This window comes from Pseudomonas sp. S44, assembly GCF_016624805.1.
Taxonomy (GTDB): domain Bacteria; phylum Pseudomonadota; class Gammaproteobacteria; order Pseudomonadales; family Pseudomonadaceae; genus Aquipseudomonas; species Aquipseudomonas machongensis.
In genome coordinates, this window is record NZ_JACVTY010000022.1 from 76,522 (window position 1) to 97,505 (window position 20,984).

Annotated in this window: 22 protein-coding genes; 7 read left to right on the forward strand and 15 right to left on the reverse strand. The window is 61.8% G+C overall.

Annotated features, from left to right (window positions below):
* Positions 1-99: 99 nt before the first annotated feature.
* The 5 genes from IAE40_RS17145 to rplM all read right to left on the reverse strand — a co-directional run bounded on the left by IAE40_RS17145 (position 100) and on the right by rplM (position 3,781).
* Positions 100-879 (reverse strand): cytochrome c1, encoded by a 780-nt coding sequence (locus IAE40_RS17145; protein ID WP_054893992.1) that lies wholly within the window; start codon positions 877-879, stop codon positions 100-102.
* Complete coding sequence (locus tag IAE40_RS17150; protein ID WP_054893991.1) at positions 879-2,090, reverse strand: cytochrome b; 1,212 nt, start codon at positions 2,088-2,090, stop codon at positions 879-881. The genes IAE40_RS17145 and IAE40_RS17150 overlap by 1 nt, the downstream gene beginning before the upstream one ends.
* Positions 2,090-2,683, reverse strand: coding sequence for a ubiquinol-cytochrome c reductase iron-sulfur subunit (petA, locus tag IAE40_RS17155; protein WP_054893990.1), 594 nt, complete (start codon positions 2,681-2,683; stop codon positions 2,090-2,092). The genes IAE40_RS17150 and petA overlap by 1 nt, the downstream gene beginning before the upstream one ends.
* A gap of 262 nt (positions 2,684-2,945) precedes the next feature.
* Positions 2,946-3,338, reverse strand: coding sequence for a 30S ribosomal protein S9 (gene rpsI, locus IAE40_RS17160; protein ID WP_054893989.1), 393 nt, complete (start codon positions 3,336-3,338; stop codon positions 2,946-2,948).
* Between the two features lie 14 nt (positions 3,339-3,352).
* On the reverse strand, positions 3,353-3,781 hold the full coding sequence (gene rplM / locus IAE40_RS17165; protein WP_054893988.1) for a 50S ribosomal protein L13: 429 nt from the start codon (positions 3,779-3,781) through the stop codon (positions 3,353-3,355).
* A 257-nt stretch (positions 3,782-4,038) separates the two neighbouring features.
* Between rplM and IAE40_RS17170 the strand changes: the two genes are divergently transcribed.
* Positions 4,039-5,079 (forward strand): NADP(H)-dependent aldo-keto reductase, encoded by a 1,041-nt coding sequence (locus IAE40_RS17170; protein ID WP_200603583.1) that lies wholly within the window; start codon positions 4,039-4,041, stop codon positions 5,077-5,079.
* A 237-nt stretch (positions 5,080-5,316) separates the two neighbouring features.
* Positions 5,317-6,213 (forward strand): GlxA family transcriptional regulator, encoded by an 897-nt coding sequence (locus IAE40_RS17175; RefSeq protein ID WP_172964850.1) that lies wholly within the window; start codon positions 5,317-5,319, stop codon positions 6,211-6,213.
* A 61-nt stretch (positions 6,214-6,274) separates the two neighbouring features.
* On the opposite strand, the gene zapE is transcribed toward IAE40_RS17175, so the two are convergent.
* The 3 genes from zapE to IAE40_RS17190 all read right to left on the reverse strand — a co-directional run bounded on the left by zapE (position 6,275) and on the right by IAE40_RS17190 (position 9,464).
* Positions 6,275-7,369, reverse strand: a complete 1,095-nt coding sequence (gene zapE, locus IAE40_RS17180) for a cell division protein ZapE (protein ID WP_054893986.1) — start codon at positions 7,367-7,369, stop codon at positions 6,275-6,277.
* 84 nt (positions 7,370-7,453) lie between these two features.
* Positions 7,454-8,803, reverse strand: coding sequence for a tryptophan--tRNA ligase (locus IAE40_RS17185; RefSeq protein WP_200603584.1), 1,350 nt, complete (start codon positions 8,801-8,803; stop codon positions 7,454-7,456).
* Between the two features lie 25 nt (positions 8,804-8,828).
* Positions 8,829-9,464: an alpha/beta hydrolase gene (locus tag IAE40_RS17190; protein WP_200603585.1), complete on the reverse strand. Its 636-nt coding sequence runs from the start codon at positions 9,462-9,464 to the stop codon at positions 8,829-8,831.
* Positions 9,465-9,599: 135 nt separating this feature from the next.
* Here IAE40_RS17190 and IAE40_RS17195 point away from each other — a divergent pair, with 135 nt between their 5' ends.
* Positions 9,600-10,037 carry a YhcB family protein gene (locus tag IAE40_RS17195; RefSeq protein ID WP_054893983.1) on the forward strand — a complete coding sequence of 146 codons (438 nt, stop codon included), beginning with the start codon at positions 9,600-9,602 and terminating at the stop codon, positions 10,035-10,037.
* Positions 10,038-10,098: 61 nt separating this feature from the next.
* On the opposite strand, the gene IAE40_RS17200 is transcribed toward IAE40_RS17195, so the two are convergent.
* A complete protein-coding gene (locus IAE40_RS17200) occupies positions 10,099-11,304 on the reverse strand; it encodes a methionine gamma-lyase (RefSeq protein WP_063546022.1) in 1,206 nt (401 codons plus the stop codon).
* 127 nt (positions 11,305-11,431) lie between these two features.
* Between IAE40_RS17200 and IAE40_RS17205 the strand changes: the two genes are divergently transcribed.
* The 3 genes from IAE40_RS17205 to IAE40_RS17215 all read left to right on the forward strand — a co-directional run bounded on the left by IAE40_RS17205 (position 11,432) and on the right by IAE40_RS17215 (position 12,641).
* Entirely contained in the window at positions 11,432-11,911 is a 480-nt protein-coding gene (locus tag IAE40_RS17205; RefSeq protein ID WP_054893981.1) for an Lrp/AsnC family transcriptional regulator, read from the forward strand.
* Between the two features lie 167 nt (positions 11,912-12,078).
* Positions 12,079-12,399 carry an S-type pyocin gene (locus IAE40_RS17210; protein WP_200603586.1) on the forward strand — a complete coding sequence of 107 codons (321 nt, stop codon included), beginning with the start codon at positions 12,079-12,081 and terminating at the stop codon, positions 12,397-12,399.
* Positions 12,396-12,641 (forward strand): bacteriocin immunity protein, encoded by a 246-nt coding sequence (locus IAE40_RS17215; RefSeq protein WP_200603587.1) that lies wholly within the window; start codon positions 12,396-12,398, stop codon positions 12,639-12,641. Before IAE40_RS17210 ends, IAE40_RS17215 begins: the two co-directional genes overlap by 4 nt.
* Positions 12,642-12,702: 61 nt before the next feature.
* Here the strand turns inward: IAE40_RS17215 and cysN are convergent, their stop codons facing one another.
* From cysN to IAE40_RS17230, 3 genes are all read right to left on the reverse strand, one after another.
* Positions 12,703-14,604 (reverse strand): sulfate adenylyltransferase subunit CysN, encoded by a 1,902-nt coding sequence (cysN, locus tag IAE40_RS17220; protein WP_054893978.1) that lies wholly within the window; start codon positions 14,602-14,604, stop codon positions 12,703-12,705.
* Between the two features lie 15 nt (positions 14,605-14,619).
* Positions 14,620-15,537, reverse strand: coding sequence for a sulfate adenylyltransferase subunit CysD (cysD, locus tag IAE40_RS17225; protein ID WP_009408193.1), 918 nt, complete (start codon positions 15,535-15,537; stop codon positions 14,620-14,622).
* Between the two features lie 145 nt (positions 15,538-15,682).
* Complete coding sequence (locus IAE40_RS17230) at positions 15,683-16,441, reverse strand: Nif3-like dinuclear metal center hexameric protein (RefSeq protein WP_112899096.1); 759 nt, start codon at positions 16,439-16,441, stop codon at positions 15,683-15,685.
* 200 nt (positions 16,442-16,641) lie between these two features.
* Here IAE40_RS17230 and algW point away from each other — a divergent pair, with 200 nt between their 5' ends.
* Positions 16,642-17,802, forward strand: a complete 1,161-nt coding sequence (gene algW, locus IAE40_RS17235; RefSeq protein WP_063546025.1) for a Do family serine endopeptidase AlgW — start codon at positions 16,642-16,644, stop codon at positions 17,800-17,802.
* A gap of 35 nt (positions 17,803-17,837) precedes the next feature.
* Here the strand turns inward: algW and IAE40_RS17240 are convergent, their stop codons facing one another.
* Genes IAE40_RS17240 through IAE40_RS17250 form a run of 3 tightly spaced genes read right to left on the reverse strand, consistent with a single transcriptional unit; the run spans position 17,838 to position 20,899 of the window.
* Positions 17,838-18,602 carry an amino acid ABC transporter ATP-binding protein gene (locus IAE40_RS17240; protein WP_054893975.1) on the reverse strand — a complete coding sequence of 255 codons (765 nt, stop codon included), beginning with the start codon at positions 18,600-18,602 and terminating at the stop codon, positions 17,838-17,840.
* A 10-nt stretch (positions 18,603-18,612) separates the two neighbouring features.
* The gene (locus tag IAE40_RS17245) at positions 18,613-19,710 is read right to left on the reverse strand and encodes an amino acid ABC transporter permease (RefSeq protein ID WP_065864161.1); all 1,098 of its coding nucleotides are present in this window, start codon (positions 19,708-19,710) and stop codon (positions 18,613-18,615) included.
* Positions 19,711-19,720: 10 nt separating this feature from the next.
* Positions 19,721-20,899, reverse strand: a complete 1,179-nt coding sequence (locus tag IAE40_RS17250; RefSeq protein WP_197891819.1) for an amino acid ABC transporter permease — start codon at positions 20,897-20,899, stop codon at positions 19,721-19,723.
* Positions 20,900-20,984 lie beyond the last annotated feature (85 nt).

The window sequence follows — 20,984 nt, forward strand, 5'->3', positions numbered from 1 at the left end:
TGCTTGTGAAACTGCAAATGCAAACGCGCCCTGGGAGGCTCCTCGCGATTGCGCAGGAGCGCCCCAGGGCGCGTTCAACTACCAGAAACTACTGCGTGATCAGTGCACGTCCTTCCAGTATTCGCGCTTGAGCAAGTAGGCGAACACGAAGAAGAAAGCCAGGTACAGCAGGACATAGGTGCCGATGCGCTGACTCTCCAGTTTGACCGGGTTGGCCGAATAGGCCAGGAAGGTCACCAGGTTCTTGACCTTCTCGTCGAACTGCTCGGGCGTCAGGGTACCGGATTTCGGCTCGATGGTCAGCTGGTCACAGGCTTCATGGGTCAAAGGACTGCCAGTCAGCGGGTCGAATTGCTTCTTGCCGTCGACCACTGTCTGGATCTGCTTGCACCCAATCACCTGGTTGCCCTGCAGCCCGACCAGCACGTTGGGCATGCCCACGTTCGGGAAGACCTTGTTGTTCACCCCATAAGGGCGCGACTTGTCTTCGTAGAAGCTGTGCAGGTAGCTGTACAGCCAATCGTTACCCCGCACGCGGGCGACCAACGTGAGATCGGGCGGCGCCGCACCGAACCAGGTCTTGGCATCGCTGGGCTGCATGCCGATCTTCATGTGATCGCCAATCTTTGCCCCCGTGAACACCAGCTTTTCGAGCATCAGCTCGTGGGGGATGCCGAGGTCATCGGCAACCCGCTCGTAACGCTGGAACTTGGCGCTGTGGCAACCCATGCAATAGTTGGCGAAGGTTCGCGCCCCATCCTGCAACGCGGCCTTGTCAGTCAGGTCGATATCGACCTTCTGCAGCTCCACACCCTGCTCGGCAGCAAAGGATAAGGCAGGCATCAATGCCAGGAACATTACTGCAATAAACTTTTTCATCAGCCAGTCACCCTTTCCGGAACCGGTTTTGTCTTCTCGAGCCTTGTGTAGAACGGCATCAGCAGGAAGTAGGCGAAATACAGCACGGTGCAGACCTGGGACAGCAGGGTCCGTCCGGGCGTAGGCGCCAGTACACCGAGCACGCCGAGAATGATGAAGGCCACGCAGAACACCAGCAGGAAGATCTTGCTCAACCAGCCCTTGTAGCGCATGGAGCGCACCGGACTGCGATCGAGCCAGGGCAACACGAACAGCACCGCGATCGCCGCGCCCATGGCGATGACGCCGAACAGCTTGTCAGGCACCGCCCGCAGGATCGCGTAGAAGGGCGTGAAGTACCACACCGGCGCAATGTGCTCGGGCGTCTTGAAGGCGTTGGCCTGCTCGAAGTTCGGTTTTTCCAGGAAGTAGCCACCCATTTCCGGGAAGAAGAACACCACAGCACAGAACACGAAGAGGAATACCACGACCCCGACGATATCTTTCACCGTGTAGTACGGGTGGAAGGGGATGCCATCCAGCGGTACGCCGTTTTCGTCCTTGTGCTTCTTGATGTCGACACCGTCCGGGTTGTTCGAACCCACCTCGTGCAGCGCCAGGATATGCAGTACCACAAGCCCGAGAATGACGATCGGCAGCGCTACCACATGCAGGGCGAAGAAGCGGTTCAGGGTGATGCCGGAGATCAGGTAGTCACCACGGATCCATTGAGTGAGGTCATCACCGATCACCGGAATGGCACCGAACAGCGAGATGATCACCTGGGCGCCCCAGTAGGACATCTGCCCCCACGGCAGCAGGTAACCCATGAAGGCCTCGGCCATCAGCGCCAGGTAGATCAGCATGCCGAACAGCCACACCAGTTCACGGGGCTTCTGGTAGGAGCCGTAGAGCAACCCGCGGAACATGTGCAGATAGACCACGATGAAGAACGCCGAGGCGCCGGTGGAGTGCAGGTAGCGCAGGATCCAGCCGTACTCGACATCGCGCATGATGTACTCGACCGAGGCGAAGGCCTCTTCTGCCGAGGGCGTGAAACTCATGGTCAGCCAGACTCCCGTGACAATCTGGTTGACCAGCACGAGCAGCGCGAGGGAGCCAAAGAAGTACAGGAAGTTGAAGTTCTTGGGCGCGTAATACTTGCTCAGGTGGTCTTCCCACATTTTCGTGGCGGGGAAGCGAGCGTCAATCCAGTCCATGAACTTGCTCATCATGCGTTCTCCTGATCGACGCCGATGACGATGATGTCGTCCGACTCGTACGAGTGCGGCGGCACTGGCAGATTGAGCGGGGCTGGCTGCGACTTGTAGACGCGACCTGCCAAATCGTAGTGCGAGCCATGGCAAGGGCAGAAATAGCCACCGACCCACTTAGGACCGAGGTCGGCGGGGGCGACTTCCGGACGGAAAGTCGGCGAGCACCCCAGATGGGTGCACAAGCCAACGAGAATGAGGATTTCAGGCTTGATCGAGCGGACCTCGGGATCGACGTAGGTCGGCTGCACCGAAGCCTTGGACTCGGGGTCGGACAGGTCTGCGGTGATCTTTTTCAGATTGCCGAGGATCTCTTGCGTTCGTCGCACGATGAACACCGGTTGACCACGCCATTCGGCAACCATCTGCTGCCCGGGCTCTACCTTGGCGATGTTGACCTTCACCGGTGCCCCAGCGGCTTTCGCCTTGGCACTGGGGAACCATGACCCCACGAACGGTACCGCAGCCCCCACTGCCCCCGCAGCCCCCACCACGGATGTGGCAGCTACGAGGAAGCGGCGCCGGCCTGCGTTGACGCCGTCATTGCTCATTCAGTCCTCTCCCATCAGCTTTCTTCTCGCCCGCTGGATCAGGCGTCTATTAGTAATGTCTGTGGCGCTAAAAATTGGCCGCCATGGTAAGAAACAAATCCACACACTGACAAGGTGATTACCCCTGGTTCGGGCTACAACCCTCGCTTTGCTTGATCTGCGTCTATGTGGCAACTCGGCCCGGACATGCTGACAGGTTAGTTCAAGACATAAAAAAAGCCCGGTTCCAAGGAACCGGGCTTTTTCGACTGCCGAAGCGGTATTAACGCTTGGAGTACTGAGGACGCTTACGCGCTTTACGCAGACCCACTTTCTTACGCTCGACTTCACGAGCGTCGCGGGTGACGTAGCCAGCACGACGCAGAGCGCCACGCAGGGTTTCGTCGTATTCCATCAGGGCGCGGGTGATACCGTGGCGGATAGCACCGGCCTGACCGCTGACACCACCACCGGCGACGGTGACGTAGATGTCGAACTTCTCAACGGTCTCGGTCAGTTCCAGCGGCTGGCGAACAACCATGCGAGCGGTTTCGCGACCGAAGAAAGTGTCCAGAGGACGGTTGTTGATGGAGATGTTACCAGTACCCGGACGCAGGAAAACGCGAGCGGTTGCGGTCTTGCGACGGCCAGTGCCGTAATTTTGAGTCGCCGACATAATGAACTATCCCGTTAGATCTTCAGTTCTTGAGGCTGCTGAGCAGTGTGAGGGTGGGTAGCACCCGCGTACACTTTCAGCTTGCGGTACATGTCGCGACCCAGCGGGTTCTTCGGCAGCATGCCTTTGACCGCGGTCTCGATGACGCGCTCAGGGGCCTTGTCGATCAGCTTCTCGAAGCTGATTTCCTTGATGCCACCTGGGAAGCCGGAGTGGGAGTAGTACATCTTGTCCGAAGACTTGGCACCAGTTACACGAACCTGCTCGGCGTTGATGACGACGATGTAGTCGCCGGTGTCAACGTGAGGAGTGTACTCAGGCTTGTGTTTGCCGCGCAGACGGGTAGCGATTTCGGTAGCCAGACGACCCAGGGTCTGACCAGCGGCATCGATTACGAACCACTCGCGCTTTACTGTTTCCGGTTTAGCAGTAAAAGTTTTCATTCTCTAAAGCCTCAGAGGCCGCCCAGCGAAAAATAGACGGCGAATCTTACTGGATAGTGCACAACTTGCCAAGGGCAAGCGCGCAGCCGAGCACGGACGCTTTTGGGGGCTCGGGTCGGGCACGCCCATGATCGACGGGGTTCTTCCTGCGTGGTGGTGCATCACTTCCGCCACACGGAGAGGCCCAGCATTATCCAGATTGCGCAAAGATTTTCAACCTGCTTTGATGGTTTCTTTGTCCAGCAGAGAGCCTTCCGATGGAATACCGCAAGCTCGGCCGTACCGACCTCAACGTCAGCGCACTGTGCCTGGGCACCATGACCTGGGGTGAGCAGAACGTCCAGGATGAGGCCTTCGAGCAGATCGCCCTGGCCAAGACCGCCGGCATCAACTTCATCGATACCGCCGAAATGTACCCGGTGCCGCCGCGCCCGGAGACCTACGCGGCCACCGAACGCATCATCGGCAACTGGTTCGCCGCCAATGGCGACCGTGACGACTGGATCCTCGCCAGCAAAGTCGCCGGCCCCGGCAACGGCATCAGCCATATCCGCGACGGCCAGCTCAAGCACAACCGCCAGCACATCGTCGTCGCGCTGGACGAAAGCCTCAAGCGCCTGCAGACCGACCGCATCGACCTCTACCAACTGCACTGGCCGGAACGTTCGACCAACTTCTTCGGCAAGCTGGGCTACCAGCACCTGCCCAACGACCTGTTCACGCCGCTGGAGGAAACGCTGGAGGTGCTCGACGAGCAAGTGCGCGCCGGCAAGATCCGCCACATCGGCCTGTCCAACGAAACGCCGTGGGGCACCATGAAGTTCCTGCACCTGGCCGAAAGCCGGGGCTGGCCACGTGCAGTTTCGATCCAGAACCCGTACAACCTGCTCAATCGCAGCTTCGAGGTGGGCCTGGCGGAAGTAGCGATCCGCGAGCAGTGCGGCCTGCTGGCTTATTCGCCGCTGGCCTTCGGCATGCTGTCGGGCAAGTACGAAAACGGCGCGCGCCCTGAAAATGCACGCCTGACCCTGTTCAGCCGCTTCGCCCGCTACTCCAACCCGCAGACCGTGGCCGCCTGCAGCCGCTACGTGCAATTGGCCCGCGAACATGGCCTGGATCCGGCGCAGATGGCCCTGGCGTTCGTCACCCGCCAGCCGTTCGTGACCAGCAACATCATCGGGGCGACCAGCCTCGAGCAGTTGCGCAGCAACCTGGCAAGCATCGAACTGAAACTCGGCGACGAACTGCTGGCGGCGATCGAGGCGATTCACCAAGGGCAGCCGAATCCGGCGCCTTGAGGCGATAGCATTGCTGCCTTCTTCGCAGGTAGGCCCGCGAAGAAGGCAGCGCATTTCTTCGGGGTAGACACAATCGCCAAAAAATAAGACGATCCAGCCGGTGATTGACCACTCTACCCTATAAGAACAATGACAATGATGTTTACCCAACCCTCCGCGTCGTTGCGGCGCGTCAGCATCCTGGCCATTGATAAGGTGTTCGCTTCGACACTGATGCAGGCCAAGGACTTCTTCCACTTGGCCAGCCTGCGTTACAGCAAGCAACTGGGCCTGGGGCTGCAATCGATGTTCGAAATTCACCTGGTGAGCCCTGACGGCCAGCCGGTGGACAGCTTCAGCGACGTACAACTCCCCGTGGACAGTGGCCTGGGTGACGCCGATGTGATCATCCTCCCGGCGTTCTGGGACGACTTCGACAACCTGCTCGCCCGCTACCCGCAAGTCCTACCCTGGCTGCGTGAGCAGCACGCCCGTGGCGCCGTGCTGTGCGGTGAAGCCAGCGGCGTGTTCTGGCTCGCAGAGTCAGGCCTGCTCGATGGCAAGGAGGCGACCACCTACTGGCGTTTCTTCAACAGCTTCGCCGAACGCTTCCCCACTATCCGCCTGAATCAGGACAAGCACCTGACCGACGCCGACAACCTGTACTGCGCCGGCGGCACCACCTCGGCCTGCGACCTGTACATCTACCTGATCGAGCGCTTCTGCGGCGCCAACGTCGCGCGGGCGGTGGCTCGCGACATCCTCTACGAAGTGCAGCGCAACTACACGCCGGGGCGCATGGGCTTTGGCGGCCAGAAGCTGCACCAGGACCTGATCATCCTGCAGATCCAGCACTGGCTGGAGGAGCACTTCGCCGACAAGTTCCGTTTCGAGGACGTGGCGCGCAACCATGGCATGAGCATCCGCAACTTCATGCGCCGCTTCCAGAGCGCGACCGGGGACAAGCCACTGCACTACCTGCAGCGCCTGCGCATCGAGACAGCCAAGGGCCTGCTCTCGAGCACCCGCAAGAGCATCAAGACCATCAGTTATGAGGTGGGATACGACGACGCGAGCTTCTTCGCCCGACTCTTCCGCCAGCACACTGAACTGTCGCCGAACCAGTATCGGCAGCAGTTCATGCAGGAAGCCTGAGAACACCAACCTCCCCTAGCGGGTGCGCCAAGCCCGCGCCTGCCAGGGGTCAGGCATGGCTTCAGGGTTTGTGCGCGCGAGCCAGGAACTCGTGGGACTGCATTTCCAGCAGTCGGCTGAGGGTACGCTGGAACTCGAAGCTCAGGCGCCCGCCGGTGTAGAGGTCCTTGAGCTCGACTTCGGCCGAAATGATCAGCTTGACGTTGCGATCATAGAACTCGTCGACCATGTTGATGAAGCGGCGGGCGATGTCGTCGGTGGTGACGCCCATCTGCTCGACATTGCTCAGCAGCACGGCATGGAAGATCTTGCCCAACTCGATGTAGTCGTTCTGGCTACGCGGACCGTCGCACAGGGCGCGGAAGTCGAACCAGGCGACGTCGTCACAGGTGCGCAACGCGTGGATCTCGCGATTCTCGATCATCAGCACGTCGTTCTCGACCGCCTGGGTGCAATCGGGGGTCAGTGCCTTGAAACTGGCGCGCAGACTCTCGTGGGCAGCTTCGTTGAGCGGGAAGTGGAACAGCTCGGCCTGCTCCAGGTGGCGCAAGCGATAGTCGACGCCACTGTCGACGTTCACCACATCGGTGTACTGCTTGATCATGGCGATGGCCGGGAGGAAGCGCGCACGCTGCAGGCCGTCCTTGTACAGGCCGTCCGGCACGATGTTGGAGGTCGCCACCAACGAGACGCCGTTCTTGAACAGCTCTTCCATCAAAGTGCCGAGGATCATCGCATCGGTGATGTCGGACACGAAGAACTCATCGAAGCAGATCACCTTGGCTTCCTGGGAGAAGCGTTTGGCGATGATGGTCAGCGGGTTCTTCTCACCCTTGAGGGTTTTCATTTCCTCGTGCACACGCTTCATGAAGCGGTGGAAGTGGGTGCGCATTTTCTCCTTGAACGGCAGCGCCTCGAAGAAGGTGTCGACCAGGTAGGTCTTGCCACGCCCCACCCCGCCCCAGAAATACAGGCCTTTGACCGGCGTCTGCTCCTTCTTGCCGAACAGCTTGCCGAACACGCCCGGCTTGTTGTTCTGCGCGGCGACCAGGTCGTCGTACAGGCGCTGCAAGTGACGCACAGCCGTTTCCTGCGCCGCGTCATGGAAGAAATCGGGGCGTTTCAGATCTGCTTGATATCGTTCTAGGGGCGTCATGATTCGTTAGCGAGGCAACAAAAAACGGGCCGTCACTGTAGCGACCGGCCCGCTTAATGGCAATCAGACTTGTGTCAATATGCCTCAGTCCTGCTGGGGCGCCAACGCCTCACGCAGGCTCAGCACCGCCGCATCACGGGCGCTTGCATCGGCGAACTGCGGCCCGTCGGCCACCTGCTCGCCATCGAGCCACAGGCTGAAGCCGAGGCCATCTACGCGCACATCCGCCTCGCCACCCTGCTGCAGTTGCTTGCTCACCGCGCCTGCACTCTTGCCGTCGGCGAAGCTGCGCGACAGCAACAATTGCTCGCCATCGGCGGCCAGCAGGCGGAAGCGGAAGCTGCCGTCTTCATCGCGGAAGCTGACGAAGCGCGCGCTCTTGGCGGCCTTCTTCTTCACTTCGGCGTTGACCTGGACGCTGCTGCGGAAGGAGCGCAGGCCCACCGATTCGCGCAACTGCTCGAGGAACGGCGTGGCAATCTTGCGGGCCTTGGCGGCGCCGGCCAGGAGGATGTCTTCCAGGTCCGACGGCCGCGAGATCAGTTGATGGTAGTGCTCGCGCTTCTCGGCCAACTGGCCGTCGAGCAACTGGAACAGGCGGTTTTTCGCCTCGCCCCAGCCCAGGCCCTGCAGCAGCTCTTCGCGGAACTCGCCGGCTTGTGCGGCGCTGGCGAAGGCCTGGTACAGGGTGAACAGGTGGGAGTTGTTCGGATCCTTCGCCTCGCCTGGGGCACGCGAATCGGTGACGATGCGCGAGATGGCGTCCTTCATGTCCTTGGCGCTGGTGAACAGCGGAATGGTGTTGTCGTAGCTCTTGGACATCTTGCGACCGTCCAGGCCCGGAAGCGTGGCCACGCTCTCCTCGATCACCGCCTCGGGCAGGACGAAGAACTCCTTGCCCTGGCCGAACAGGTGGTTGAAGCGCTGGCCGATGTCACGGGCCATTTCAACGTGCTGGATCTGGTCACGACCGACCGGGACCTTGTGCGCATTGAACATCAGGATGTCGGCAGCCATCAGCACCGGATAGCTGTACAGGCCCATGGACACACCGGCATCCGGGTCTTCGCCGTTTTCCAGGTTCTTGTCGACCGAGGCCTTGTAGGCGTGGGCACGATTGAGCAGGCCCTTGGCAGCCACGCAGGTCAGCAGCCAGGTCAGCTCGGGGATCTCGGGAATGTCGGACTGGCGGTAGAACGTGACCTTGTCCGGATCCAGGCCGCCGGCCAGCCAGGTGGCGGCGATTTCCAGGCGCGAGCGCTGGATGCGCAGCGGGTCGTCGCACTTGATCAGGGCGTGATAGTCGGCCAGGAAGTAGAACGAGTCGGCACCGGGCTGCTGGCTGGCGAGGATCGCCGGGCGGATGGCACCGGCGTAGTTGCCCAGGTGCGGGGTGCCGGTGGTGGTGATACCGGTGAGAATGCGCGTGGTCATGGGTGATCGCTTATTCAGGCTTGGCTCAGTTCGAAAGACGCGGCAGCACCAGATCCTTCAGATCGGTCAGCTTGCCATGGAAGAAGTGTCCGCATTCTGCCACTTTCAGCAGCTCATGGGGGCGCGTCAGTGTGTCGGACCATTCATAGACCAGCGCAGGGTCGACCACCTCGTCGGCGTCGGGCTGGACCACGGTGATCGGGCACTGCTGCGCCAGCGGGAACTGCTCGGTCAGGCGCATCACCGCCGGGGCAATCATGAACAGATGTTGCAGCGTCACCCCGTCGGCCTCCAGGCGCCCAGCCAGGCTGGCGGCGACGAAGCCCCCGAACGAGAAGCCCATCAGTACCAGCGCCCGCTCAGGGTGTTTGTCGCGCAGCCAGGCCGCGGCGGCCTCGGCATCGGCCACTTCGCCAGCACCCATGTCGTGGCTGCCGGCACTCTGGCCGACGCCACGGTAGTTGAAGCGCAGGGTGCTGTAGCCGGCATCGCGAGCCGTGCGTTGCAGCGTCGAGACCACCTTGTTGAGCATGGTGCCGCCCTGGACCGGGTTGGGGTGGCAGATCAGCACCACGCCGCGGGCATCTGCCACGTCCAGGTACAAGGCTTCCAGCGGGCCACTGGGGCCGTCGATGAACAAGGGGGTTTCGCGGACAAGCAAGGCACTACTCCGTGACCTCGAGGGGGGTCGATTCGTCTAGAGGGGGAATTCTGTTCTGATTTGCGATTGCTCGCGGTATACAGCGCAGGTCTGAGCCGTTAACGTAAAGCAAAGCCGTTTATAGAGGAAGGACTCGTGGAACACTCGCTCCTTGTTTGGTTGCTGCCGACCCTGGCACTGGTCGTTGGTGTCGTCGTCGGTTTCGCCCTGGCCCGCCTTCTCCCCAACGCGGCTCCCAGCAGTACGCAACGCCAGCTGGATGACATCCAGCAGCGTTTCGACAATTACCAGAACGAAGTGGTCACCCACTTCAACAGCACTGCTTCGCTGGTCAAGAAACTGACCCAGAGCTACCAGGATGTGCAGGATCACCTGGCCGACGGGGCCAATCGCCTGGCCCTGGACGAACTGACCCGTCAGCGCCTGCTCGCTTCGTTGCACTCCGAAGCCGCGCAGGGTCCGCGCGATCGCCTGACACCGCCGAAGGATACCGCCGAAGTCCCACGCGACTACGCGCCCAAGGCGCCGAACTCGCCGGGCATGCTCGACGAGAGCTACGGCCTCAAGCGTTGACCCAGCAAGCATGACAAAGGCCGCTAAAAGCGGCCTTTTTTGTGCCCGTGAGAAGTGGCCATCACTCAACTCGAACACGGCTCCCGAGGGCCTGCCCAAGATCTGCCAGCAGGTCGTCGACATCCTCCAGGCCCACCGACAACCGCACCAACCCCTCGGAAATCCCATGCTGCGCCCGTTCCTCGGGCGTATAGCTCGAATGGGTCATGCTCGCCGGGTGCTGCGCCAGCGACTCGGCATCCCCCAGGCTCACTGCACGCCTGAACAGCTGCAACGCGTTCATGAAGCGTCGCCCCGCCTGGATGCCACCCTTGAGCTCGAACGCAATCATCCCGCCCGGCAAACGCATCTGCCGCTGCGCCAGGCCGAACTGCGCAAAGCTAGGCAGGCCCGGGTAATGAATCAGCTCGACCTGCGGATGACGCTCCAGGAACTGCGCCACGCGCAGGGCGTTGCTGCAATGGCGGTCCATGCGCAGGGCCAGGGTTTTCATACCGCGCATCAGCAGCGATGCGTCGTGCGGCGACAGCACGGCGCCGGTCATGTCCTTCAAGCCTTCCAGGCGAATGCGGTCGATCAGCGCCTTGCGCCCTACCACCAACCCGGCGGTGATATCGCCATGACCACTGAGGTACTTGGTCGCCGAATGCACCACCAGGTCCGCGCCCAGCTCCAGCGGGCGTTGCAGATAGGGGGTGCAGTAGGTGTTGTCGATCACCACCAGCAGCTCATGCTGGCGCGCCACGCCCACCACTGCGGCGATGTCCACCAGGTGCATGTTGGGGTTGGCCGGGGTTTCGAAATAGATCATCCGTGTACTGGAGGTGATCGCCGCCTCGAGCGCAGCGGGATCGTTCAGATCGACATGTTTCACCTTGACGCCGAATTCGCCGATGCCATGGTGCAGGAAAGCGAAGGTGCAGCCATACAGGGTATCGCCGACGATAAGCTCATCACCGGGACGCAGCAGCGTCCACAGCGTTGAAGTGATGGCGCCCATCCCCGAGGCCAGCGCCAGGCCCGCCTCGCCACCTTCAAGCGAAGCCATGCGCTGCTCGAGCAGGGCCAGGGTCGGGTTGGAGATACGGCTGTAGAAATGCCCGGCCTGCTCGCCGGCAAAACAGGCCGCACCATACTCGACGCTTTCGAACGCGTAGGTCGCGTTCTGGTAGACCGGCGGCACCAGCGCACCACCGTGGGACTGCGGGTCGTAGCCATGGTGAATGGCCCGCGTGGAAAAACCGGTCTTGTCGACAGTGGCGCGCATGACAACAGCCTCCTTGTTGTTTGTTCTAAGCTTATGCCTTGGCACACCGGATTTTTTTCCAAATTGCCCCGTGAACATCGGCAGTTCTGGAACAAAAACAACAATCAGACCGAAAAAAGGGCACACCATGCCAGCCCCTCTCGACCGAACGGACCGCGCCCTGCTCGGCGCCCTGCAAGACAACGCCCGCCTCACCGTCGCCGACCTCGCCGACCAGGTCGCCCTGACCACCTCACCTTGCTGGCGTCGGGTAAAGCTGCTGGAGGAAGGCGGCTACATTACCGGCTACCAGGCCATCCTTTCGCCCAAGTCTCTGGGCTTTGGTGTCACTGCATTCGTCAGCATCATGATGGAATCGCACAACAAGGACGCTGCCCGCGCCTTCGAGAAGCGCCTGATGGAAATCCCGGAAATCGTCGCCTGCCATAACATCTCGGGGCGCTATGACTTTCTCCTGGAGGTCCTCGCGCGGGACCTGGAGTCTTTCGGCGAATTCGCCCGCGAAGTGCTGCAGACACTGCCCGGGGTGAAGGAAATCTATTCGAGCTTTTCGTACAAGGCCGTGAAGGAAAGGCGGGTGATTCCGGTGGGGGAGAAGCATATCTAGGCGTCTTGCACAGGGTGCCAGCCCTGGACGACACCAGTAGCGGAGTTTTCTGACTCGCCACAAGAAAACAACCCGCGCAGAACTCGGCAATCGGAATCTATTCCCTGGCTGACCAAGCGTTGATCATGGGGCACCTCACCCTGTCGTGCACAAGGAGCCCGAACGACATGGCCACACCCATCCCCACTCACATTGCCCAAAAACTCGCCGGACACCATTTCACAAGCTTCGACCAGTTCTCCAGCACCTTCTGGATGACCATCGCCGAAGACCCGGTACTCTCGAAGCAATTTGTCGAATCGCAATTGAACCGAATCAAGAAAGGCTGGGCGCCTCGCGCGCCGTTCAGTGAAACGGCCAGAGGCTTGCGCTCCTACCAGATCTGCCACCTCTTGCCACCGGCGCTCAGCGCAGTGGTGTACGACATGGACAACATGCGGATCATGAGCGCCCTGCAATATGCGCTGTCCTCGGAGGTCGAGGAATGATCACCTTCAGGCAACAGCTGAGCGACTACGCGCCTGACGAGTTCGAATCGCTGGTCGAAATGCTCATCGCCGCACAAGGTTCGTCCGAGTTCCAGGATGGGTTGCTGGAGCACTTCATCGACATCACCGCTCACCCGCAGGGGTCAGACCTCATCTATCACCCCGAATCACGCACAAGCGAGTCGGCGAAGAGCATTGTTCAAGAGGTGATGAAGTGGCGGCAGGACAATGGGCTGGCCTGAATGGGTCTGGCCAACAACAGAAAACCCCGCCGAAGCGGGGTTTCTGGTGCAGCAGCGAACGTCAGATCGCGCCGCGCTGGCGCAGCACATCCAGCACTTGCTTCACGCCGTCCTCGACGCTGGTGCTCTGGGTGTCGATCACCAGGTCCGCATCCAGCGGCACATCGAACGGGAAGCTTTCACCCGGGATGTTATCGCCACCGGCGGCATACAGGCCCTGTGGGTCGCGCTCGCGGCACGCCAGCGGCGAAGCCTGGACGTAGACGGTCACCAGGCGTTCCTTGCCGATCAGCGCCTTGGCCTGCTCGCGGCCTTCGGCATCCGGGGCGACGAAGGCGGCCAGGGTCAGCAGGCCGGCTTCGTTGAACTGGCGCGCTACGTGAGCGGCACGACGCCAGTTCTCGGTGCGACCGGCGCGATCCTGCGGCAAGCCCTTGTTCAGGTCATGGCGCAGGTTCTGGCCATCGAGCACGTAGACCGCACGGCCCATGTCGAACAGCTTGCGCTCCACGGCGTAGGCCAGGGTGCTCTTGCCGGCGCCCGACAGGCCGCTGAACAGCACGGTGGCTGGTTGCTGGCCGAAGCGCAAGGCACGCTCCTCGGTGGAGACGTGGGCGAGCTTGCCGTGCTGGCCAGTACCGCCGTGCGGCAGCACCGGCGGGGCGATGATCATGCCGGCGCCGACAGTGCCGTTGGTCAGGCGATCGATGACGATGAACGCACCGGTGGTGCGGTTGCTGTCGTAGCCGTCCAGTGCGATGGCGGCGTCCAGGGCGACCTTGACGCGACCGATCTCGTTCAGTTGCAGCGCACTGGCGGCGCCCTGCTCCAGGGTGTTCACATCGACCTTGTGGGTGATGCTGGCAATCGAGCCTGGCACATAGCTGGTGGCGCGCTTGATGTCGTACTTCTTGCCCGGAAGCATCGGCTCCTCGGCCATCCACACCAGCATGGCCTCGAACTGGTCGGCCACCTGCGGGACGTTGTCGGCATGCACCAGCAGGTCGCCGCGGGAGATGTCGATCTCGTCTTCCATGGTCAGGGTCACGGCCTGACCTGGGCCTGCGTTCTCCAGCTCGCCCTCGTAGGTGACGATGGACTTGACGCGGCTGCTCTTGCCCGACGGCAGCACCACGATATCGTCGCCCTTGTGCACCACGCCACTGGCGATGGTGCCGGCGAAGCCGCGGAAGTTCAGGTTCGGGCGGTTGACGTACTGCACCGGGAAACGCAGATCGGTGACGTTGCGGTCAGCCGAAACCTCGACGGTCTCGAGGATCTCCATCAGCGCCGGGCCCGTGTACCACGGCGAACGCTCGCTGCGGTTGACCACGTTGTCGCCCTTGAGCGCCGACATCGGCACGAAGTGCAGGCTCGACGGCTTCAGGTCGATGGCGTCGGCGAACTTCAGGTAGTCGGCCTTGATCGACTCGAAGACCTGCTCGTCAAAGCCTTTGAGGTCCATCTTGTTGATCGCGACGACGATGTGCTTGATGCCCAGCAACGAGGCGATATAGCTGTGGCGGCGGGTCTGGGTCTGCACGCCATAGCGGGCATCGACCAGGATGATCGCCAGGTCGCAGGTCGAGGCGCCGGTGGCCATGTTGCGGGTGTACTGCTCGTGGCCCGGGGTATCGGCGATGATGAACTTGCGCTTGGCGGTGGAGAAGTAGCGGTAGGCGACATCGATGGTGATGCCCTGCTCGCGCTCGGCCTGCAGGCCATCGACCAGCAGCGCCAGGTCGACTTCCTCGCCCGTGGTACCGGACTTCTTCGAGTCACGGGTGATGGCCTCGAGGTGGTCCTCGTAGATCATCTTGGAGTCGTGCAGCAGGCGCCCGATCAGGGTGCTCTTGCCGTCATCCACGTTGCCGCAGGTGAGGAAACGCAGCAGTTCTTTGCGCTCGTGCTGAGCCAGATAAGCGAGGATGTCTTCGCTGATCAAATCGGATTGGTGCGACATGGAGTAACCCTGAAGTTAGAAGTAGCCCTGACGTTTCTTGTCTTCCATGGAGCCGGCGCCATCGTGGTCGATGACTCGGCCCTGACGCTCGGAAGTACGCGTCAGAAGCATTTCCTGAATGATGTCGGTCAGCGTTTCGGCTTCGGACTCGACAGCGCCCGTCAACGGGTAGCAGCCCAGGGTACGGAAACGCACCTTCTTCTTGACGATGCGCGCCTTCTCCTCGTCGCTCAGGTGCTCGAGGATGCGATCGTCGTCGATCATGATCAGGGTGCCGTTCTTCTCGATGACTTCACGCTCGGCGGCGAAGTACAGCGGCACGATCGGGATGCCTTCGAGGTAGATGTACTGCCAGATGTCCAGCTCGGTCCAGTTCGACAGCGGGAAGACGCGGATCGACTCGCCCTTGTTGACCTTGCCGTTGTAGACGTTCCACAGCTCCGGACGCTGGTTCTTCGGGTCCCAGCGGTGCTTGCTGTCGCGGAACGAGTAGACACGCTCCTTGGCCCGCGACTTCTCTTCATCGCGGCGTGCGCCACCGAAGGCGGCGTCGAAACCATGCTTGTCCAGCGCCTGCTTCAGGCCTTGGGTCTTCATGATGTCGGTGTGCTTGGAGCTGCCGTGGGTGAAGGGGTTGATCCCCTGCGCCACACCCTCGGGGTTGACGTGGGTGATCAGCTCCAGCCCCATTTCCTCGACCATCTTGTCGCGGAAGCGGTACATCTCCTGGAATTTCCACTGGGTGTCGACGTGCATCACCGGGAACGGCAGCTTGCCCGGGAAGAAAGCCTTGCGCGCCAGGTGCAGCATCACGGCGGAGTCCTTGCCGATCGAGTACAGCATCACCGGGTTGTCGAACTCGGCGGCCACCTCGCGGATGATGTGGATGCTCTCCGCCTCCAGCTGTTTCAAGTGCGTCAGTTTGTCGACCATGGCTACTCACGAAAAACGATCTTATGGACGGCCAGCGGGCCGTGTTCGAGCGAGCCACTTTATCACAGCGCCTGATTCTATTTAGGCGGGCTGCTAGATCGAAACGGTCTAATGATATGACTGGGGGTTTGAGGACCGCACCTGCCTAAATTGGATTCGGGCAATCGATGAACAGGTGCTCCAGGGCAAAGCGCTTGGCCAGGTAGTCGCCCAGCGCCTGCACCCCATAGCGTTCGGTGGCGTGGTGCCCTGCTGCGATGAAGCTGATGCCGTTCTCGCGCGCGCTGTGGTACGTCTGCTCGGAGGCCTCGCCGCTGATGAACAGGTCGACACCCGCGGCGATGGCGTTGTCGATATAGCCCTGGCCGCCACCGGTACACCAGCCGACCCGGCGGATCATCCCCTCCCCCTCGACCAACAGCGGCTCGCGGCCCATGGCTTCGCGCACGCGGCGGGCGAAATCGCCGGCCGACATGGGCTCGGCGAGCGAGCCGATCAGGCCGACCACCCGCGGGTTTTCGGGGTCGAGAGGTCCTTCGACGGTGATGTCGAGCTGGCGGGCCAACTGCACGTTGTTGCCCACCTCAGGGTGCACGTCCAGCGGCAGATGGAAGGCCAGCAGGCTGATGTCGTGCTTGAGCAGGGTCTTGATGCGTCGCTGCTTGATACCGGTGATGCACGGGCTCTCGCCCTTCCAGAAGTAGCCATGGTGCACCAGCACCAGGTCGGCCTCGGCTTCGACTGCAGCATCGAGCAAGGCCTGGCTGGCCGTGACGCCCGTGACGATGCGGCTGACCTGCGGACGCCCCTCGACCTGCAGGCCGTTGGGGCAGTAATCCTGGATCTTGGCGCTGGACAGGTAGCGCTCGGCTTCCTCGACCAGGGTGCTAAGGGCGACGGCCATGGAAAATCTCCTCGTAATTCGCTGCTTCAACGGGCGCCAGGCCTCGTATACTGGGCGTCATTATGGGCCGTCGCCGGGTTCGGGGAAACCGGCGTACATCAGCGTCAGTTGCTTCGCGATCCATACCCTCACTCATCACCGAGGTGTATGATCGCGCGCGTTCGCGCCCCGGCCCTCGTCCCATTTCCAGGATTCATTCGATGCTCAAGGCTTTGCGTTACTTTGGCTGGCCCCTGCTCACCGGCGTACTGATCGCCGCACTGATCATCCAGCGTTTCCCGGAGTGGGTCGGCCTGCCCAGCCAGGACGTCAACCTGCAACAGGCACCGCAGACTTCGCGGATCATGCAGGGCCCGGTCAGCTATGCCGACGCCGTCACCCTGGCGGCGCCCGCGGTCGCCAACCTGTACACCACCAAAGTGGTCAACAAGAGCGCCCACCCGCTGTTCGAAGACCCTCAGTTCCGGCGCTTCTTCGGCGACAACCTGCCCAAGCAGCGGCGCTGGGAATCGAGCCTGGGCTCGGCGGTGATCATGAGCCCCGAAGGCTACCTGCTGACCAACAACCACGTGACCAGCGGTGCCGACCAGATCGTGGTGGCGCTCAAGGATGGCCGCGAGACCTTGGCCCGGGTCATCGGCAGCGACCCGGAAACCGACCTGGCGGTGCTGAAGATCGACCTGAAGAACCTGCCAGCCATCACCATCGGCCGCTCCGATAACATCCACATCGGCGATGTCTGCCTGGCCATCGGCAACCCCTTCGGCGTCGGTCAGACCGTGACCATGGGTATCATCAGCGCCACCGGCCGCAACCAGCTGGGGCTGAACAACTACGAAGACTTCATCCAGACCGACGCGGCCATCAACCCGGGCAACTCCGGCGGTGCACTGGTCGACGCCAACGGCAATCTGATCGGCATCAACACCGCGATCTTCTCCAAATCCGGCGGTTCGCAGGGTATCGGTTTCGCCATCCCCGCCAAGCTTGCGCTGGAGGTGATGAAGTCGATCGTCGAGCATGGCCAGGTGATTCGCGGCTGGCTGGGCATCGAGGTGCAGCCATTGAGCGAGGAGCTGGCCGAGTCGTTCGGCATGCAGGGGCGTCCGGGTATCGTGGTCGCCGGTATTTTCCGCGACGGCCCGGCCCAGCGTGCGGGGCTGCAACTGGGTGACGTGATCATGAGCATCAATGGCGAGCCGGCCGGCGATGGTCGCAGGTCGATGAACCAGGTGGCACGAATCAAACCCAGCGAGAAGATCAGCATCGAGGTGATGCGCAATGGCAAGCAGTTGAAGCTGATTGCCGAGGTCGGGCTGCGTCCGCCACCGGCGCCGGTGGCGACCAAGGAAGAAAAGTAACAACAAGATGGGGCCGCTTTGCGGCCCCAGTCACATCAGTGCAGGATCTGGCTCAGGAACAACTTGGTCCGGTCACTGCGCGGCCGGTCGAAGAAGTCATCCGGCGAGGCCTGCTCGACGATCTCGCCCTTGTCCATGAAGATCACCCGGTTCGCCACGGTGCGGGCGAAGCCCATCTCGTGGGTGACGCAGAGCATGGTCATGCCGTCTTCGGCCAGGCCGACCATGGTGTCGAGCACTTCCTTGACCATTTCCGGATCGAGTGCCGAAGTCGGCTCGTCGAACAGCATGATCTTGGGCTTCATGCACAGCGCGCGGGCAATGGCCACACGTTGCTGCTGACCACCGGACAACTGCCCCGGAAACTTGTGCGCCTGCTCTGGAATACGCACACGCTCCAGGTAATGCATGGCGATTTCCTCGGCCTTGCGCTTGGGCATCTTGCGTACCCACATCGGTGCCAGGGTGCAGTTCTCGAGGATGGTCAGGTGCGGGAACAGGTTGAAGTGCTGGAACACCATGCCGACTTCACGACGGATCGCCTCGATCTGCTTGAGGTCGTTGGTCAGTTCCACACCATCGACGACGATGCGCCCCTGCTGGTGCTCTTCCAACCGGTTCAGGCAGCGGATGGTGGTGGACTTGCCCGAGCCGGACGGCCCGCACAGGACGATGCGCTCGCCCTGGCGTACGTTCAGATTGATATCCTTGAGCACATGGAACTGGCCATACCACTTGTTCACACCCTGCATCTGGATGATGCCTTCGGGGCCGGCAGGCTGCTTGATCGCTTCACTCATTTCGAAACTCCTAACGCTTGTGGCCAGTGTCCAGCTTGCGCTCCAGGTGCATGGAGTAGCGGGACATACCGAAACAGAAAATCCAGTAGACCAGGGCCGCGAACACGTAGCCCTCGGTCGCCATGCCGAGCCAGGCAGGATCTGCCGTGGCTTGGCGGGTGCTGTTGAGCAGGTCGAACAGGCCGATGATGATCACCAGGCTGGTGTCCTTGAACAGCGCGATGAAGGTGTTGACGATGCCGGGGATCACCAGCTTCAGGGCCTGCGGCAAGATCACCAGGCCCATGGCACGCCAATAGCCCAGCCCCATCGCCGCGGCTGCCTCGTACTGCCCCTTGGGAATCGCCTGCAGGCCGCCGCGAACCACCTCGGCAATGTAGGCCGACTCGAACAGGATCACGAAAATCATCGCCCGCAGCAGCTTGTCGAAGCTCGTGCCCTCGGGCATGAACAGCGGCAGCATCACCGACGACATGAACAGCACGGTGATCAGCGGAATGCCACGCCAGAACTCGATGAAAGTCACCGACACGGCCTTGACCACCGGCATCTTCGAGCGCCGTCCCAGCGCCAGCAGGATGCCCAGCGGCAAGGCTGCGGCGATACCTACGGTCGCGATGACCAGGGTCAGCATCAGGCCGCCCCATTGCGAGGTCGGCACCAGCGTCAGGCCGAAGCTGCCACCGTGCAGCAGCAGGTAGGCGAGGATCGGATACAGCACCAGGTAACCAATACCGTAGGGCACCTTGCGCGGGAACCGGCGGATGAACAGCGGTGCGGCGGCGATCACGCCCAGCCACACGGTCAGGTCGACCCGCCAGCGCAACTCGCTCGGGTAATAGCCGTACATGAACTGGCCGATGCGTTGCTGGATGAACACCCAGCATGCGCCATCCTTGGTGCAGTCCGCGCGGGTCGTGCCCGTCCAGTTGGCGTCCAGGAACGCCCACTGCAACAGTGCCGGCACGATCAGCCAGATCAGGTAGATCGCGAACAGGGTCAACAGCGTGTTGATCCAGCTGGAGAACAGGTTGGCGCGCATCCACGCCAGCACGCCGACGGTCTTCACCGGTGGCGGCATATCGGGTTTGAAAACATGGGAAGTCATGCGCCTGTCCTCACCGCTCGATCAGCGCAATGCGCTTGTTGTACCAGTTCATCAGCAACGAAATGCTGATGCTGATCGTCAGATACACAGCCATGGTGATCGCCATGACCTCGACCGACTGGCCGGTCTGGTTCAGCACCGTGCCGGCAAACAGCGACACCAATTCCGGGTAGCCGATGACCGCCGCGAGCGACGAGTTCTTCGTCAGGTTCAGGTATTGGCTGGTCAGCGGCGGAATGATCACCCGCATCGCCTGCGGAATGATGACCTTGCGCAAGGTCGGCCCTTCGCGCAGCCCCAGCGAACGGGCCGCTTCGGTCTGGCCATGGCTGACCGAACGGATACCCGCGCGCACGATTTCGGCGATGAAAGCGGCGGTGTAGATCGACAGTGCCAGGGTCAGCGCGAGGAATTCGGGAATCAGCACCCAGCCGCCGACGAAGTTGAAACCTTTGAGCTGCGGCACTTCCCACTGCAATGGGTTGCCAAACAGCAGCGCGCTGATACCGGGAATGCCAACGAGCAGCGCCAGCCCTACCCAGAACTTGTGGAACGGCTGGCCGGTTTCATCGAAGCGCTTGTTGGCGTAGCGCACCATCAGGACAATGGCCACGACCGCCAGCAGCACCGCCGCGACGAACGGCCAGAAACCTTCGCCGATGGAGGCTCCGGGCATGTTCACGCCACGGCTGCTGATGAAGAACAGGTCATCGATGTTGATGCTGCCGCGTGGCCCCGGCAGGGCGGTGAAAACCGCGAAGTACCAGAACAGGATCTGCAGCAGCGGTGGAATGTTACGGAAGGTCTCGACGTACACGGCCGCCAGCTTGCTGATCACCCAGTTCGAGGATAACCGGGCAACGCCGACGACGAAGCCAAGCACGGTGGCGATGATGATGCCGATGACGCTTGCCAGCAGGGTATTGAGCAGGCCAACCAGCAACACCCGTGCATAGGTGTCGGCTTCGGTGTAGTCGATCAGGTGCTGGGCGATGCCGAAACCGGCACTGCGCTCGAGAAAGTCGAAGCCCGAGGTGATCCCTCGGTGCTGCATGTTGGTCTGGGTGTTGTGGATGAGGTACCAGCCCAGGCCGATCACGGCCACGACCGTGATGATCTGGAACAGCCACGCGCGCACACGTGGATCGCTCAGGGATAACCCTTTCCGTGCGCCGATATGATTTTGCATGAAATGCCCCGAAAAGAAGGGAGTCGAACGACCCGCGCCGGCCGGGTGGCGGGGCGGGGGGCCGGCCACAGCGCCCAGGGGGGGG

Coding starts and splice junctions, on each gene's coding strand:
- IAE40_RS17250 (WP_197891819.1), bottom strand. CDS start 20,899: ATGCAAAATCATATCGGCGCACGGAAAGGGTTATCCCTGAGCGATCCA.
- IAE40_RS17145 (WP_054893992.1), bottom strand. CDS start 879: ATGAAAAAGTTTATTGCAGTAATGTTCCTGGCATTGATGCCTGCCTTA.
- IAE40_RS17185 (WP_200603584.1), bottom strand. CDS start 8,803: ATGACCACGCGCATTCTCACCGGTATCACCACCACCGGCACCCCGCAC.
- zapE (WP_054893986.1), bottom strand. CDS start 7,369: ATGACGCCCCTAGAACGATATCAAGCAGATCTGAAACGCCCCGATTTC.
- IAE40_RS17215 (WP_200603587.1), top strand. CDS start 12,396: ATGATCACCTTCAGGCAACAGCTGAGCGACTACGCGCCTGACGAGTTC.
- IAE40_RS17230 (WP_112899096.1), bottom strand. CDS start 16,441: ATGGCCGTCGCCCTTAGCACCCTGGTCGAGGAAGCCGAGCGCTACCTG.
- IAE40_RS17170 (WP_200603583.1), top strand. CDS start 4,039: ATGGAATACCGCAAGCTCGGCCGTACCGACCTCAACGTCAGCGCACTG.
- petA (WP_054893990.1), bottom strand. CDS start 2,683: ATGAGCAATGACGGCGTCAACGCAGGCCGGCGCCGCTTCCTCGTAGCT.
- cysD (WP_009408193.1), bottom strand. CDS start 15,537: ATGGTCGACAAACTGACGCACTTGAAACAGCTGGAGGCGGAGAGCATC.
- rpsI (WP_054893989.1), bottom strand. CDS start 3,338: ATGTCGGCGACTCAAAATTACGGCACTGGCCGTCGCAAGACCGCAACC.
- IAE40_RS17245 (WP_065864161.1), bottom strand. CDS start 19,710: ATGACTTCCCATGTTTTCAAACCCGATATGCCGCCACCGGTGAAGACC.
- IAE40_RS17210 (WP_200603586.1), top strand. CDS start 12,079: ATGGCCACACCCATCCCCACTCACATTGCCCAAAAACTCGCCGGACAC.
- algW (WP_063546025.1), top strand. CDS start 16,642: ATGCTCAAGGCTTTGCGTTACTTTGGCTGGCCCCTGCTCACCGGCGTA.
- rplM (WP_054893988.1), bottom strand. CDS start 3,781: ATGAAAACTTTTACTGCTAAACCGGAAACAGTAAAGCGCGAGTGGTTC.
- IAE40_RS17240 (WP_054893975.1), bottom strand. CDS start 18,602: ATGAGTGAAGCGATCAAGCAGCCTGCCGGCCCCGAAGGCATCATCCAG.
- cysN (WP_054893978.1), bottom strand. CDS start 14,604: ATGTCGCACCAATCCGATTTGATCAGCGAAGACATCCTCGCTTATCTG.
- IAE40_RS17150 (WP_054893991.1), bottom strand. CDS start 2,090: ATGAGCAAGTTCATGGACTGGATTGACGCTCGCTTCCCCGCCACGAAA.
- IAE40_RS17200 (WP_063546022.1), bottom strand. CDS start 11,304: ATGCGCGCCACTGTCGACAAGACCGGTTTTTCCACGCGGGCCATTCAC.
- IAE40_RS17205 (WP_054893981.1), top strand. CDS start 11,432: ATGCCAGCCCCTCTCGACCGAACGGACCGCGCCCTGCTCGGCGCCCTG.